Annotated in this window: 11 protein-coding genes, 1 tRNA gene and 3 pseudogenes; 3 read left to right on the top strand and 12 right to left on the bottom strand. The window is 63.6% G+C overall.

All coding sequences use genetic code 11. The features are described from left to right. Together DH10_RS02895 and DH10_RS02890 are read right to left on the bottom strand one after the other, a co-directional pair. A partial coding sequence (locus tag DH10_RS02895; RefSeq protein WP_192384170.1) for an alpha/beta fold hydrolase occupies positions 1 to 439 on the bottom strand: 439 nt, incomplete at its 3' end. Then, a complete protein-coding gene (locus DH10_RS02890) occupies positions 432 to 1,019 on the bottom strand; it encodes an amino acid synthesis family protein (RefSeq protein WP_192255575.1) in 588 nt (195 codons plus the stop codon). The genes DH10_RS02890 and DH10_RS02895, both read right to left, overlap by 8 nt. A gap of 135 nt (positions 1,020 to 1,154) precedes the next feature. Between DH10_RS02890 and DH10_RS02885 the strand changes: the two genes are divergently transcribed. Both DH10_RS02885 and DH10_RS02880 read left to right on the top strand, forming a co-directional pair. After that, positions 1,155 to 1,832, top strand: a complete 678-nt coding sequence (locus DH10_RS02885) for a GntR family transcriptional regulator (RefSeq protein ID WP_192255573.1) — start codon at positions 1,155 to 1,157, stop codon at positions 1,830 to 1,832. A gap of 84 nt (positions 1,833 to 1,916) precedes the next feature. Next, positions 1,917 to 2,170 (top strand): annotated as a pseudogene (locus DH10_RS02880) (leucine zipper domain-containing protein); the annotation flags it as partial. Positions 2,171 to 2,278: 108 nt separating this feature from the next. On the opposite strand, the gene DH10_RS02875 reads toward DH10_RS02880, so the two are convergent. The 9 genes and pseudogenes from DH10_RS02875 to fdnG all read right to left on the bottom strand — a co-directional run bounded on the left by DH10_RS02875 (position 2,279) and on the right by fdnG (position 12,762). Next, complete coding sequence (locus DH10_RS02875) at positions 2,279 to 2,731, bottom strand: hypothetical protein (protein ID WP_192255571.1); 453 nt, start codon at positions 2,729 to 2,731, stop codon at positions 2,279 to 2,281. 19 nt (positions 2,732 to 2,750) lie between these two features. Continuing rightward, positions 2,751 to 2,846, bottom strand: a tRNA-Sec gene (locus tag DH10_RS02870). Between the two features lie 126 nt (positions 2,847 to 2,972). Then, positions 2,973 to 4,802: pseudogene (gene selB / locus DH10_RS02865) on the bottom strand (selenocysteine-specific translation elongation factor); the annotation flags it as partial. Continuing rightward, positions 4,799 to 5,587, bottom strand: coding sequence for a tetratricopeptide repeat protein (locus DH10_RS02860; RefSeq protein ID WP_192255569.1), 789 nt, complete (start codon positions 5,585 to 5,587; stop codon positions 4,799 to 4,801). The pseudogene selB and the gene DH10_RS02860, both read right to left, overlap by 4 nt. Beyond that, positions 5,574 to 6,992: an L-seryl-tRNA(Sec) selenium transferase gene (gene selA / locus DH10_RS02855; protein WP_192255567.1), complete on the bottom strand. Its 1,419-nt coding sequence runs from the start codon at positions 6,990 to 6,992 to the stop codon at positions 5,574 to 5,576. The genes DH10_RS02860 and selA overlap by 14 nt, the downstream gene beginning before the upstream one ends. 7 nt (positions 6,993 to 6,999) lie before the next feature. Continuing rightward, positions 7,000 to 7,917: a formate dehydrogenase accessory protein FdhE gene (gene fdhE, locus DH10_RS02850; protein WP_192255565.1), complete on the bottom strand. Its 918-nt coding sequence runs from the start codon at positions 7,915 to 7,917 to the stop codon at positions 7,000 to 7,002. A 104-nt stretch (positions 7,918 to 8,021) separates the two neighbouring features. Then, entirely contained in the window at positions 8,022 to 8,726 is a 705-nt protein-coding gene (locus DH10_RS02845; protein WP_192255563.1) for a formate dehydrogenase subunit gamma, read from the bottom strand. Further along, positions 8,713 to 9,663, bottom strand: coding sequence for a formate dehydrogenase subunit beta (fdxH, locus tag DH10_RS02840; protein WP_192384169.1), 951 nt, complete (start codon positions 9,661 to 9,663; stop codon positions 8,713 to 8,715). Before fdxH ends, DH10_RS02845 begins: the two co-directional genes overlap by 14 nt. A 12-nt stretch (positions 9,664 to 9,675) precedes the next feature. After that, complete coding sequence (gene fdnG, locus DH10_RS02835) at positions 9,676 to 12,762, bottom strand: formate dehydrogenase-N subunit alpha (protein WP_192255559.1); 3,087 nt, start codon at positions 12,760 to 12,762, stop codon at positions 9,676 to 9,678. A 211-nt stretch (positions 12,763 to 12,973) separates the two neighbouring features. Here fdnG and selD point away from each other — a divergent pair, with 211 nt between their 5' ends. Beyond that, positions 12,974 to 14,038: a selenide, water dikinase SelD gene (gene selD / locus DH10_RS02830; RefSeq protein ID WP_192255665.1), complete on the top strand. Its 1,065-nt coding sequence runs from the start codon at positions 12,974 to 12,976 to the stop codon at positions 14,036 to 14,038. Between the two features lie 519 nt (positions 14,039 to 14,557). Here the strand turns inward: selD and DH10_RS02825 are convergent. Beyond that, positions 14,558 to 14,815, bottom strand: a pseudogene (locus tag DH10_RS02825) (5-aminolevulinate synthase); the annotation flags it as partial.

The raw sequence follows: 14,815 nt of genomic DNA, 5'->3' as shown, positions 1-14,815 counted from the left end.
GGCCGGTGAGGGCGGCGGCACGCTGGCGCACGGCTTCGGCGAGTTCAGGCGAACGCCGGAACACGGCGTTCAGCGAAACGACGCGGCGGATACGCTCCGGCGCCGACAGAGCGAGTTCCTGCGCGATGAGCGCGCCCATCGAGTGGCCGACGACGGACACACGATCGAGGCCGAGATGATCGAGCAGCCGGATCGCCTGCCGGGCGTAGTCGGCCAGCTCCGGCGCCTGCGGCGGCAGCGGCGACAGGCCGTGACCGAGCATGTCGATGGCGATGACGTCCCACAGATCGGCCATCCTTTCGATCTGCGGCTGCCAGATCGCCGCGTTCATGCCGACGCCGTGGATGAACAGCACCGGCGCGCCCGATCCGGCGCGGATGAAGCTGGTGCCGTCGGGCGCGGCGGCCCGGATCCATCCATATGCGACCGCGTCAGCCATGCAGGTCGCCCACTTCCTTGAGGTCCTGGTAGCGGTCGCCGATCCTGTGATGCGGACGGCCGCCGATGGAAGCGCCAAGCGCCACGACCAGCTCGTCCGGCGCCGGCGCGTCGCCGATCTGGAAATGCACGGTCAGATAGTGCGAGCGGCGGCCTTCATCGTTCTTGTCCATCAGCGGGATCATGATCGGCGTGTTCGGTCCGCCGCGCAGATTGGTGAAGGCGAGATAAGTCTTGGCGCCGACGGCGCGGCGATAATGGTTGCCGAAATGCAGCGTGTGGATCAGCGCCGATGCGTGCTCGATTTCTCCAGACGTGCCGCATATCGCGGCCTTGCCGTATCCTTCGATAGCCTCAGCCGAACCGGCGGCGGCGATGATCTCGTGCGTCAGCATCTCTCCGAGCACCGGCGCATAGGCGCGGATCTCGGGCGAAAGATCCTCGGTGAAGCCGCGACCCGCCCAGGGGTTCGTCAGCACGGCGGCGACGCCGATCAGACGCAGCGGCCTGGGTGCTACCTTGCCGCCTTCGATCAGCGTGTTCTCGCTGTAGGTGACGATCTTACGAATGGCTGGCTGCATGAAACCTCTGTCGGGCGACACTCGAGAAAAACGTCATTTCCTGCATCGTCTTATGGTATACCATACTATGGAGCGCCAAATACCTTGTCAACCGGCCATGGAATCTGTTTTCGTTGCGGCGCAGGGAGCAAGCACATGCCGGACGATACGCTTCGCATCGATCGCAGCGCCAAGACGTTGAGAACATTGGCTCTCGAACGCATGCGCGAGGCCATCATGGATTTTCATTTCCAGCCGGGCGAAAGGCTGGTGGAGCGGCCGCTTTGCGACCAGCTTGGCGTCAGCCGCTCGGTTGTGCGCGAGGTTCTGCGGCAATTGGAGGCTGAGGGCCTCGTGCAGATGGTCCCCGGACATGGTCCGGCGGTGGCCAAGCCGGATCTCGGCCGCACCGACGAGATCTATGAGCTCAGGGCCCTGCTCGAAGGGATCGCCGCGCGGGCCTGTGCCATGTCCGCGACTGACGCGCAACTGGCTGTCCTCGAGGCTGCGCTGGGGGCCCTTTTTGAGGCCTGGGCCTCAGGCAAGCCGCCGGCTGTGATGCGGGCGACGACAGGGTTCTACGAAGCGCTTTTCGAGGCCGCTGACAAGCGCGTCGCCTGGGAGATCGTCAGTGGGCTGAATGTGCGCATCAACCAGCTGCGCTCGATGACGATCGCCTCGGCGAACCGGCGCGAGCCGGCGATCGCCGAGATGAACGCGATCATGGACGCGATCCGGGCGCGCAAGCCGGAGGAGGCGGAGGCGGCGGCGCGCCGGCATGTCGAATCCGCTTGGAAGATCGCGCGGGACAAACTGCGCCTTGCCCCGCTCTAGCTGTGAGCTTTCAGGAGGTTGTCCATTCGGCCCGGGCCGGGAAAGCTGAGGTTGTCAAAGCTTCAGTGGTTCCCGGAGGGCCGAATGAACATCCACAAGAATGCCCGTTTGACGCCGTTGCCTCGAGAGGAGATGGCCCGCGCGGTTGTTGAAGGGCGTCTTTCCAAAGCCGCTGCGGCGCGGACCTATGGCGTGACGGCGAAGATCGTGGCGCGCTGGGTCGAGCGTTTCCTGTCGCAAGGACCTGCCGGCATGCGGATCGCTCGTCGCGACCGAAGAGGAGCCCGGCACAGACCCCGGCAACGATTGCCGACGAGATCGCGGCGTTGCGTCGCCGGGTTGGAGACGCTCCATTGCGGCAGTCCGAGTTGCCAATGCGACCGCGCAAGTCGACCGAAGCCGTCCTCAGCATTGCGGGTGCTGCAATGCGCTGGGGACCGCTTGTTTCAAAAATCGACGACAGGCGTGTCCGGCATCTGGTGCTCGAATAGTGTCCAGAACGGAGATCCTCGCGTTTCGGCGTACCAATTCTCGAAATCCGCGAGGGCGTCGTGGAGGTCCGTTGCAGGTCCGTCCTTTCCCGATTTGGAAGCGCGGAACACCGCCAGCGCAACCGGGGCGAAACGTGTAGTCACTTCGGAGCGCGGCTCGCTGTCCGAAGTCCAGCCGAGACGCATGCTCAGGACGGCGAAGGCGCCCGCTACGGCTACCTCCTCGCTTTCCGCCGAAGCGATGGCCTCGGCGATCGCCTGCATGAGGTTGAAGCGCCTGAAAGCGAATGCGCGTTCCTGCTCAAGCGTCGCAATCCGCACGGCGGCATCCCGCCGGAAGTGTCCCTCGGCAGTCTTGGCAGCCTCGGCCGCAGCTTTCAGTTCATGCAGGAAAGGGGCCGTCACCATTGTCGCGTCTTCAACCGGATGGCGGAAGAGAGTGGGAGTCGAACCCACCAAGGACCGTCTCGCGGCCCCTCCCGGATTTGAAGTCCGGACGCCCCACCGGGGACGCTGCTCCTCCAGAAGTCTTTACAGTCTGCGACTCATTATCGTCTGCGTTGCGAAACAGATCCAGCCGTTGGCTGTTGAGGCGTCGCAGATCGCCGCGCCGCAAGGTGACGCCGTGCCGATCCAGAAATTCGAGAATATTAATGGCGACCTTGCGCCCGCAACCCGCCCGGTCGCGAAACCGGGCAGCGCTGAACTGCCCGTCAAGCTCGCCGGCTAGATCACGGGCGATTTCAACGATCTCGGCCAGCGCCGAGCGCAGGAAAAAGTGATCGTGCGCGATCTCATGCACTTTCCCAATGCGGCCGGTGAGCTTCAGAATCCGGCGGATTTCCGTTTCCGGTCTGGCCAACGCACCGGCGATATCGCGCACCCGCGGCGGATGCAATCGCTCAAAACCACTTATCAGCGGCTTGATCTGCAGCCAAAGCGCCTCTTCCCTTGGCGCGAGATGGACCTCGTGGCCCGGAAGCCGCACCCAGGCGCCGTCAAGGCCAAGCTCGCCGCTTCGAGCCAGGCTGCGCAGAAGGGCGGCAAATGGGGGAGCCGGGAGACGCGGATCGAGCTGAAGGCGCAACCTTTCCGCTGCAATGCCCGGCACATCCGGATTGCTGGCGTGAAAGGTCTCCAGGGTCGCGATCAGGTCCCGTTTGAGCTGCGCCCAGCATGTTGACGATACTGCAAAGCGTGTCCGATCGGCGGGAATATCGAAGAGGCCGAGACGCTCGATCAGACGTGCGGTCTCGCCGGCGCCAAGCGCTCTATCGCGCGCGAACACGCCTAGGTCCAGGTAGTGGGGAGGAGCCTCGAGAAGCGCTGCTACGGCCTTCTCGGGGGAGGGGATTGCATATGCATCGAGCCTAGCCAACCGTTCAGGGCCACGACGCTTGCGGCTCGGCGCCCTCAAATCAATGAAGCGCCCGCCGCCGATGGTCCGCTGTGCCGAGGTGTCTCGAACCACATAGGCGTCGCCGGCGGCGGCCGCGATCGGGCTCTCCAGAACCAATTGAACCTTGGCAATGCCGCCGGGCGCGATCGGGTCGTCGCCGAGAAGCACAATCCTGGCTCCGACCTCGGCGGCAACATGATGGAGCCGTACCGGAAACCATTGACCGATCGACTTGTGCTCTCCCGATAAAACACGCAGCTCCGCGTCGATCCGATCCGTGGGTGCATGAAGTTCTGGATCGAGGACGACGTCACCGCGGCGGATTGCTGCCTTGTGGATGTCTTCGCCCGTTAGGTTGAGCGCGCAGCGGTCGCCGGCCTTGCCGCGTTCGGCCGCCCGGTTCTGGGCGTGGATCGAGCGCACTTTCGCTTCCAGCCCCGATGGGCTCACCGCAACCTTGTCACCGATGCCGACGGAACCTGAAAGGACGGTACCAGTCACGACCGTGCCGATTCCATGCAGCGTGAAGCAGCGATCCGCCGCCAATCTGAAGCGGCCCGAAGCCGCGCGACTGACAAATCGCCGCGCCTCCTCGAATAGCCGGCGTCGGAGATCGTCGATGCCTTCGCCGGTGGCGGTTGAGACCGGAATCAATTCGGCCTCGGCGAGAGCGGTATCCGCGAGCGCGGAGCGGATGTCCGCTGCAACGGCAGCGCGACGATCGGATTCGGCCAGGTCGGACTTCGAGAGCACAATCAGACCGCGCTTGATGCCAAGGAGATCGATGATCGCCAGATGTTCACGCGTCTGCGGCATGACGCCGTCGTCGGCCGCCACGACCAGCAGCACGAGATCGATGCCGCTGGCGCCGGCGATCATGGTATGCACGAAGCGCTCATGGCCAGGAACGTCGACGAAACCGACGATGTCCCCGCTCGGCGTCGGAAGATAGGCGAAGCCAAGATCGATCGTCATGCCTCGCGCCTTCTCTTCCTGGAGCCGATCCGTGTCGACGCCGGTCAGCGCATGCACCAGCGCCGTCTTGCCGTGGTCGACATGTCCAGCCGTCCCGACGATCATGGCATAGGCTCCTCGAGCGACGTCGTGGCGCGGCGCTCGGCCTCGGCGATTTCGTCCGCGGTGAGCGCAGCGCGTGCCGCCTGCATATACCGGCCTGCGAGGACGCTACCGCCTGCTTGCGCGCGCAGGAGCCAGGCGTAGGCTTCGACAGCGTCGGCGGGAACGCCCGCCCCGAGATGGTAGGCAGCGCCGAGCATGGCCTGACCGTCCGTATCGCCGAGCAACGAGGCCTTGCGCCACCATCGGACCGCTTCGCCGGGATCGCGCGATACGCCGAGTGCATTGTGATAGAGCATGCCGACACGGGTCATCGCCGATGCGATTCCTTGCTTGGCGGCGGCCAGCGCCCAGCGTCGCGCTTCGGCAATGTTAGGCTCGATCACCTCACCCTCGAGCAGCATCCAGCTCAACATGTCCTGCGCCGGTCCGTCGCCTTGTTCGGCCGCGACCAGATAGAGTTCGGCCGCGCGGCGGTAATTCTGTTCGACGCCTTCGCCACGGAAACAGAGGGAGGCGAGGTTCCGCTGCCCGACCGGATCGCCGGCTTCGGCGGCGAGCGCCAGCCAGCGGAAGGCGAGATTGCCGTCACGCTCGACGCCGAGCCCCTCGGCGAAGCAGGCGCCGACGTTGTTTTGGGCGCGAGCCGATCCAGACCGCGCCAGCGGCTCCCAGATGCCGAGCGCCGTGGCGTAGTCGCCGCGCTTGGCAGCGTTGAGGGCGACGGCTAACTGGTCAGCCACGGATGTCCGGGACTGCTTGTGCGCGAGACGATCAAGCCACCGCACCACTGCCTCCTGGAGAGAAGCTCGCAAGATTGGCCGCCAAGCCGGCCTCGTCCTCGAGGCAGCGCAGATCGAGCATGAGCGCATGCTTTTCGATGCGCCCGATCACCGGAACGGGCAGCGCCCTCAATGCTGCCGCGAGCGCTTCCAGGGCCTGACCGCTTCCTGATTGGTGGCTGATGGCAAGCCCGGCGCTCGGCACAGTGTCGAGCGGCATTGCGCCCGATCCGACCTGGCTGCGGCAGTCCGCGACGTCCACTGCAAATTCATCGCCGAGAACGTTGGAAAGGACGGGAGCGAGACGCCGGGCCTGCGCGACAATATCGACAGCGGGGCGCGCGAGCAGCCTCAGGGTCGGCAAACGTTCCACCAGACGATCCGGATTGCGGTAGAGTTTCAGCGTCGCCTCCAGCGCGGCCAGCCGGAGCTTATCGAGGCGAAGCGCCCTCTTCATCGGATTTCGGTTGATCTCGGCAAGAAGATCCTTCCGGCCGACGATGAAACCCGCCTGCGGCCCTCCGAGGAGCTTATCGCCAGAGAAGGTGACGAGATCGGCGCCGTCCGCAATCGCCTCGCCCACGGTAGGCTCGTGCGTGAGTCCGTATTGTGTGAGATCGATGAGCGTGCCGGAGCCGAGATCGTGGATGAGAGGCACACCACGCTCCCTGGCGATCACCGAAAGCTCGCGCGCCGAGACCTCCGCCGTGAAGCCATCGATCCGGTAGTTGGACGTATGCACCTTGAAAAGAAGCCCGGTCGCCGGACCGATGGCCGACAGATAATCTTTGGGATGCGTGCGGTTGGTGGTGCCGACCTCAACGAGTTTCGCGCCCGCGCGGGTCATGATGTCCGGCATGCGGAAAGAGCCGCCGATCTCGATCAATTCGCCGCGCGACACGACGGCCTCGCGGCCAAGCGAGAGCGTGTTGAGAACGAGAAGGACTGCGGCGGCGTTGTTGTTGACGACGGTCACGTCCTCGGCCCCCGTGAGCTCGCATATGAGCATCCGCAGGTGATCGTCACGTTCGCCGCGTCTGCCTGTCCCGATGTTGAATTCGAGCGCCACCGCTTCGCCCATGGCAGCGCACATCGCCTCTAACGCCTCGCTCGCGATGAGCGCACGGCCGAGATTGGTGTGCAGCACAGTGCCGGTCAGGTTGAAAACCGGGCGCAGCGATGGGCGCTCCGCGGCCTTGAGGCGGACGAGCGCGTCGGCGGCGAGGTCGCTCGGCTCAGGCACTGCGGCCCCGGTACGGCAGGCCGCCCGTGCTTCTTCGAGCGCTTCCCGGATGGCGCGCGTCGCGGCCTGCTGCCCGAAGCGCTCGACCGTTGCGGCTGCGAGCGGAGACTTGAGCACGCGATCGACTGACGGGAGATCGCGCAGGCGGCTTGTAGGCAGACTAGTCATCGCGCCCTCAATAGCCGATCAGGAAAGGGTTGAAGGATCCACGGCGATAGCCGCCTTCGCGGACGAGGATGTCGAGCCCAAGCGTCGCCACGTCATCGGCGACAGGATCGAGGCCGGGATCCTTATGCTGATGGAGGACCTTCACATAGCAGCCGCAGGAATCGCAGGTCTCGGCCTTCACCGTGCCCGGCCCGCCGTCGATCTCCTGGTAGCCGATGCCCTTGGTCGAGCCGCACAGCGTGCATTTGATGCGCACGTAGTTCCACAAAGTGCCGCACAGCGAGCACGCGCAGAACCGCGCCCCGTGCGCGCCCTGCCAGCCGACGATGATCGAGGATGTCGGCGGGCTGCCGCAGGCGGGACATGCGCCGTCGCCTACCGGCACCAGCGCGCGGGCATCGAGGCGGGCGGCGAGACGGGCGAAGTGAACCTGCAGCGCGGCCGCGACGTAGATGTGCTCGGCGAGCGCCTCCATCGGAATCGCGTCGGCGAGCACATTGCGCACCATGCCAGCGCGCTTCGCCGGAGTAGCCTGCTTCAAACGGTCCAGCGCATCGGTCGCGGCGACCGTCTTCTTGATCTCCGACGCCGCGACGACCAGGCGGTCGAGTGTTTCGGCGGCCCTGTCGAGCGCGAGGTTGCCGCGGTCGAGCGGCGGCATTCCAAAGCTGCGCGCACGCTCGCGTGCTGCGGCATCAGGCATCTCCGGCTCCGCCAAGCCTTCCTGGATGCGGTGCTGGACATCGGCGAGAGCGGCAAGAAAGCGAAGATAGGGACCCAGGTCATGGCCTGCCGCCAGCGCGTTCCACCGCTCAGCGCGGCGACAGAACAGAAGCATAGGCTCAGGAAGGCGGGCAAAAGGAGGAGCGGAGACTTCGCCAATGGCGGTGGGGTCGGAACCGGCCGAAATGATCTGTCTTGGCATTCGAACCTCACGAACCGCACGGGCCACGTGGTGCCTGACCGGCGCACACAATCATGCGCAAACACAAAAACTAGGGCGCAAAAGTCATCCCGCCAGCACCCGCTCTATTCGGCGGGCTTCGACCCCGACGATCCCGTTCCCTTGCTCGATCTGGTGACGAGCTCCCGCAGCCATTTGCGATGATGCCGCCAGGCCCAACCGCCAGTCACCCGTCCGCGGGTCATGGCGGAAATGGTGCCACGCACCCAAATGGCCGAGTAGAAATGGACGATCCAGACGCCGATGATCACCACCGCAGCGATGGAGTGGACAAGTATGGCCACGCGCTTCTGATCGATTGTCGTATACTGGGAGAAATATTGATCCCATGCCACCAGTCCGCTGGAGATCAGGATCACAATCAACACCGACATTGACCAGAAGACGAGTTTCTGGCCGGCATTGTACTTGCCGACCTCGGGGACATTGTCCTCGTGATTGGCCAACACGTCACGGAAACGCGCGAGCCACGTTCCGTCATCGCGTCTCCACAGGTTGGCCTTCCAGAACCGAAGGAAAAGCCCAAGGAAGCTGAAGAAGAGCACGACGCCGATCCATGGATGGATGAAGCGCGTGAATTGACCCCCGCCGAAAAGGCGCGACAGGAAGAACAGGCTCGGGTGAAACATCGCGAGGCCGGACAGGGCGAGCAGGATCAGGCTAGCCGCCGTGATCCAGTGGTTGATCCGCGCCCCGACTGTGTAGCGGTCCACGATAACTGGCTTGCCGGGATGTATCTGTTCGTTTGGCTTCAGGTCATCGGCGGGCATGGCTGTCGCCTTCCGTCAACTCTTCGGCGTGCTCCTCATCCGCCTCGGTTACCCTGTTCGGTCCCATGATCAGATGATGGAGCAAGCCGACGCCGGCTGCCACGCCCAAGACCGTGAGGCCCGCATATTTGGTCACACCTTTCCACGCCTCCACGAGCGGACTGATCCTCGGGTCCTTCGGCAGGCCCGAGTAGAGTTCCGGCTGGTCGGCATGATGGAGCACATACATCACATGCGTTCCTCCGACGCCCGGCGGATCATAGAGGCCGGCATTGGCGAAACCGCGCGACTTCAGATCCTCCACACGCTTTGCGGCCCAGCCCTTCATCTCATCCTTGGTGCCGAACACGATCGCCTGAGTTGGACAGGCCTTGGCGCAGGCCGGGCCCTGGCCGACCGCGACGCGGTCTGAGCAAAGCGTGCATTTATAGGCCGTGTGGTCGACCTTGGAGATGCGCGGGATGTTGAACGGGCACCCCTTGATGCAGTAGCCGCAGCCGATGCAGTTCTCGTGGACGAAATCGACAATGCCGTTCGAATACTGCACGATGGCGCCCGGCGCCGGACAGGCCTTCAGGCAACCGGGGGCGGCGCAGTGCATGCAGCCGTCCTTCCTGATCAGCCATTCGAGCTCGTTGGTTTCGGGGTTGTCCCATTCGCTGTAGCGCATCAGCGTGAACATGTCGGGCGTCAGGTCGGGAGGATTTTCGAAGGCACCGGCGAAGACGCCGACCTCCGGGTGCGTGTCGTTCCACTCGATGCAGGCCGTCTGGCACGCCTTGCAGCCGATGCATTTGGAGACATCGATGAGCTTGGCGACTTCCGTCAACTGCTGCTCGGGGGCAGGCACGGTCGACGCCGAGCGGCGGATGAGGTCCTTCTCGGAAAAACGCGGCGCCGTCTGCGTCGTCGAAGGATTGGGAAGAGGAGGAAACATCGCTTGCCCCTCCTATGCCACCGGGCCCGGTGCGGGCTCGATATTGACCAGGAACGCCTTGTACTCGGGCGTCTCGATATTGGCGTCGCCGACAAAGGGAGTGAGCATGTTCGGGCCGAAGCCTTTCTTCGCCGCTCCAGTGAAGCCCCAGTGCAGCGGAATCCCGACGATGTGAATGGTCTTGCCATCGCAGGTAAGCGGCTTGATCCGCTTGGTCACCATGGCCTTCGCCACAACCGAACCGCGCTTCGACCAGACGCGGACCCAGCCGCCCTTGGTGATGCCCTTCTCGGCCGCCAGCTGTTCCGAAATCTCCACGAAGAATTCCGGCTGCATCACCGCATTGACGATGACGTGCTTGGTCCAGAAGTGGAAATGCTCGGTCAGCCTGTAGGAGGTCGCCGCATAGGGGAAGTCCTTGGAAGCCGCTTCGGCAAACTGGGCCATGTCGCCCTCGAATACACGAGCGGCCGGATTGCCGCGGACTTTCGGCGCGACCGGATTGACGATCGGCGACTCGAACGGCTCGTAGTGCGCGGGGAATGGTCCGTCGCGCATCATGCCTCGGGTAAAGAGACGCGAGACGCCTTCCGGGTTCATGATGAACGGACCGACCTGATCGGGCTTGGCAGTAGGCACAATGTCGGGCACGTCGTAACCCGACCACTTGGCGCCATCCCATTCGATCACTTTGCGGCTTGGATCCCAAGGTTTTCCGGTGAGGTCAGCCGACGCCCTGTTGTAGAGGATGCGGCGGTTGGCGGGCCATGAGAACGCCCATTTCGAATAGAAGCCGGCGTCGTCCGGATCGGTCGTATCGCGCCGGGCCATGTTGTTGCCGTTCTCGTTGAAGCAGCCGGAATAGATCCAGCAGCCGCAGGCGGTCGAGCCGTCGTCACGCAGCGCGGCAAAGGCCGGCAGCAGCTTGCCGGCCTCGGCCAGCACCTTCGTCGGGTCGGCCGTGTCGGTCACCCTGGCAAGCGCCCTGCCGTTGATCTCCTGGGCAAGCTCCTCGGCCTTCGGATCGCCGGGATCGGCATAAGGCCAGTTGAGCTTGACGATCGGATCGGGGAAGGCGCCGCCTTCCTTGGTGTAGAGCTCCTTCAGGCGCAGATAGAGCTGCGCCATGATCCACGTATCGCGCTTGGCTTCGCCGGGGGGCGTGCCACCGGCCCAATGCCACTGCAGCCAGCGCCCGGAATTGACCAGCGAGCCGTCGTCCTCGGCGAAGCAGGTTGAAGGCAGCTGGTAGACCTCCGTCTGGATCTGCGACGGATCGACATCGTTGTACGGCCCATGGTTCTCCCAGAACCGCCCCGTCTCCGTGTCCAATGGATCCATGATGACGAGGAATTTGAGCTTCGAGAGGGATTCGATCACCTTCTTCTTGTTCGGGGCCGCCTGCAGCGGGTTGAAGCCCTGGCAGAAATAGCCGTTCATCTTGCCTTGGTGCATCAGCTCGAAAGCGCGCAGCAGATCGTAGCCCGGCACGTCGAGCTTCGGCAGATAGTCATAGGCGAAGTCGTTCTGCGGGGTCGCCGCGCTTCCCCACATCGACTTCTGGAAGCTGACAAAGAACTTTCTGTAATTCTGCCAGTAGCTCATCTGGTTCGGCCGCAACGGCTTGAAGCCGCGGGTCGACATGTAGGCTGCCAGATCCGGCTCCTTCTGCGTTGGCAGCGTGAGATAGCCGGGTAGCAGGTTCGACATCAGCCCGAGATCGGTGAGCCCCTGGATGTTGGAGTGGCCGCGCAGCGCGTTCATGCCACCGCCGCGTATCCCGATATTGCCGAGAACAAGCTGCAGCATCGCCATGGCGCGGATGTTCTGCGAGCCCTTCGAGTGTTGGGTCCAGCCGAGCGCGTACATCGACGTCATCGCCTTGGTCGGCGAAGAGGTTTCCGCGACCATCGCGGCTACCTTCAGGAAGCGGTCCTTGGGCGTGCCGCAGATGCGCTCGACCATCTCAGGTGTATAGACCGCGACATGCTTCTTGAGCAGATTCCAGACGCAGCGGGGATTCGCCAGTGTCTCGTCGACAACCGCAAAGCCATCCGGACCTATGTCATAATCCCAACTGGATTTGTCATAGTCCCGCTTCGCCTCATCATAGCCGGAGAAGAGGCCGTCCTGATATGTGAAGCCCTGCTTGACGACATAGGTCGCGTTCGTGAACGCCTTCACATAGTCCCATTGCACCTTGTCTTTCTGGATGCAGTAGTTAATCAGGCCGAGCAGGAAGGCGATGTCAGTTCCCTGGCGGATCGGCGCGTAAAGATCCGACACCGAAGCCGAGCGCGTGAATCGCGGGTCGATGACGATAAGCTTGGCGCCGCGGTTGGCCTTCGCTTCCGTGACCCATTTGAAGCCGCAAGGATGCGCTTCCGCGGCATTGCCGCCCATGATTACAACAAGATCCGTATTCCTGATGTCCGTCCAGGAATTGGTCATTGCGCCGCGGCCGAATGTTGGGGCGAGACTCGCCACCGTTGGGCCGTGTCAGACACGCGCCTGGTTGTCGAACACCAGCATTCCGGCGCTGCGCACCACCTTGTAGGTCGCGAACGCGGTTTCATTGGTCGAAGCCGAGGCAGCGAGAAAGCCTGTGGTGATCCACCGGTTGACCGTCACGCCGTCATTGTTCCTCGCGACGAAGTTCTTGTCGCGATCGTCCTTCATCAGGCGGGCGATGCGGCCAAGCGCGTTTTCCCAGCTTATCGGCTCGAACTTGTCGGACCCGGGTTTGCGGACCATCGGATGCTGCAGGCGGGTCGGAGATTTCACGAAGCCGAGCAAAGCCGACCCCTTGGGGCACAAGGTGCCGCGATTGGTCGGGTGGTCGGTATCGCCCTCGATATGGGTGATGTCGGCCTGCTCGCCCTTTCTAAGATCGCCCTTCGAATACATGATGATGCCGCAGGCCACCGAGCAGTAGGGGCAGGTGTTGCGCGTCTCGACCGTGGTTGCGAGCTTGAAGGGCCGTATGGCCACCGCGTATGCGGCCTCGATGTCGCCGAAGCCGAGGGCTCCGATCGCCGTGCCGGCGAGACCCGCGCCTGCCGCCTGCAGGAACGCGCGCCGTGAGAGTTCAACATTCATCTGGATTTCCTCCCGAATTCCATGCCCATGGGGCATCCAGAACCAAGGAATACTGACGCCATTTTGAGCCGAATTGGCGCAATGTCAAACACTTAGAGCGCAGATCGAAGTCGGCAAATGTTTCGCGCAGGAAAATGCGATTGACGCTTTTCGGAACGTGGTCCTACAGTATCGCGTGGTCTTGGAAACGGCTCCCGCGTTGCGGGGCGATATCACCGAAGCTCCTCTGCGCCTGACCAGCCTTGCTCATGGCGGCGGTTGTGGTTGCAAGCTGGCGCCGTCCGTCCTCCAGCAGCTTCTTGCCGAGCAGGCGGAACCTGGCCCCTTCAGGCAGCTCCTTGTCGGTACCGAAACCGGGGATGATGCCGCCGTCTGGCAGATCGACGACACGACCTGCGTGATTGCGACCACCGATTTCTTCATGCCGATGGTGGACGATCCATACGATTTCGGCCGGATCGCCGCGGCCAATGCGCTCTCCGACGTCTATGCAATGGGCGGGCTGCCGATCATGGCCTTGGCAATCGTCGGAATGCCGATCGAGAAATTGCCGACGCACATGGTCCGGGAAATCCTGAAAGGCGGCCGCGACATCTGCGCTTCGGCAGGGATACCGATAGCGGGCGGCCATTCGATCGATTCACCGGAGCCGATCTACGGGCTTGCCGTGATCGGCACCTGCCGGCCAGCGGACATCCGGCGCAATTCGGGAGCCCAGCCGGGAGATGCGCTGATCCTGACCAAGGGGCTCGGCGTCGGGGTCTATTCAGCGGCCATCAAGAAGCAGACGTTGTCGCCTGACGGCTACGAAGAGATGATCGCTTCGACAACCCTTCTCAACCGGGTTGGTTCGGATCTCGCGCGGGATGCGTGCGTCCACGCTATCACCGATGTGACCGGCTTCGGCCTGCTCGGACACGCCCTTGAGATGGCGCGCGGCTCCGGCTGCACGTTCGTCATTTGCGACCACGACGTTCCCGTCTTTGAGGAAGCGGCAGTGCTCGCGGAGCGCGGTTTCGTCACCGGCGCGTCGCGGCGCAACTGGTCGAGCTATGGCGATGCAGTGCTCCTGCCGCCGGATATGCCGGAGTGGCGACGCCATCTTCTTACCGATCCACAGACTTCGGGGGGGTTGTTGGTTGCCTGCGAGGGGGACAGCGCCGCGGCGCTCGTCGACAAGATTATCGCGGCAGGTTACCCCTCGGCCAGACTTGTGGGCCGCGTCGAACCTGGCTCGGCCTCCATAGTCGTCAATGCGAGACCGCGAAAAGCGTAGGGTTTCACTCCAGCCGCCGCAGCGCCCTCGGCACCGAAGTTGAAACATTTCGGTCTAAAAATCGGCGGGTACCGCGACGGCCCGCATGGCGCTGGATTGGAATGCTGGCGAGTTTGGTGCAGCGTCCGTCAGGCGTCGCGTTGTTGTCCGATTCGTTCGCGACAGATCGCGGTCGCCTGTGCACCGAAGGTCGAACTTCGCATTGGGTCAGATCATGTCGATGCATACAGCGAGCCCCGAGTCCGCTTCTGAACGTCCGCGCACCAGGGCCATCACGACTACTATTCAAGTAACTGGCTCTGCTGATAAGTTTTCGATCTGCCCATAAATGCCAAGCTTCTGACACGAGAGTTTGGCGACGAGCCAATATTTCTGTTGCAGTCTTCGGCGGCCGCTGACGGATACTCGGCTCCAGTAACGGCTCGGACCAAGAGCTCAACTCCCATCCGAGCGTCTTGGCATCAGCGCGAAACTTCGCGGACGACGCGGTCTTTGTGGCCCGCCTGGTAGATTCCGCTCTCACCCGCCTGACTTCGGCACCAGCAGCGGAATGATGCGGTCGCTCTTGGCCACCGCAGGGCGCCCGGAGGCGGCATAGGGGATGCCGAGCGCGTCCCAGGTCTCGACCAGCGCGTCCTGCAGTTCGGCGATCAGCGCGTCCGAATGGAACGGCGTCGGCGTGATGCGCAGCCGCTCGGTGCCGCGTGGCACGGTCGCATAGTTGATCGGCTGGATGTAGATGCCGTGCACGCCGAGCAGGCGGTCGCTCGCCATCTT

The sequence above is a fragment of the Mesorhizobium silamurunense genome (genome assembly GCF_014843825.1).
In the GTDB taxonomy this organism is placed as follows: Bacteria; Pseudomonadota; Alphaproteobacteria; order Rhizobiales; family Rhizobiaceae; genus Mesorhizobium; species Mesorhizobium silamurunense.
The sequence above is the reverse complement of the archived record's forward strand: the minus strand, read 5'-3'. Positions and strand labels throughout refer to the sequence as shown.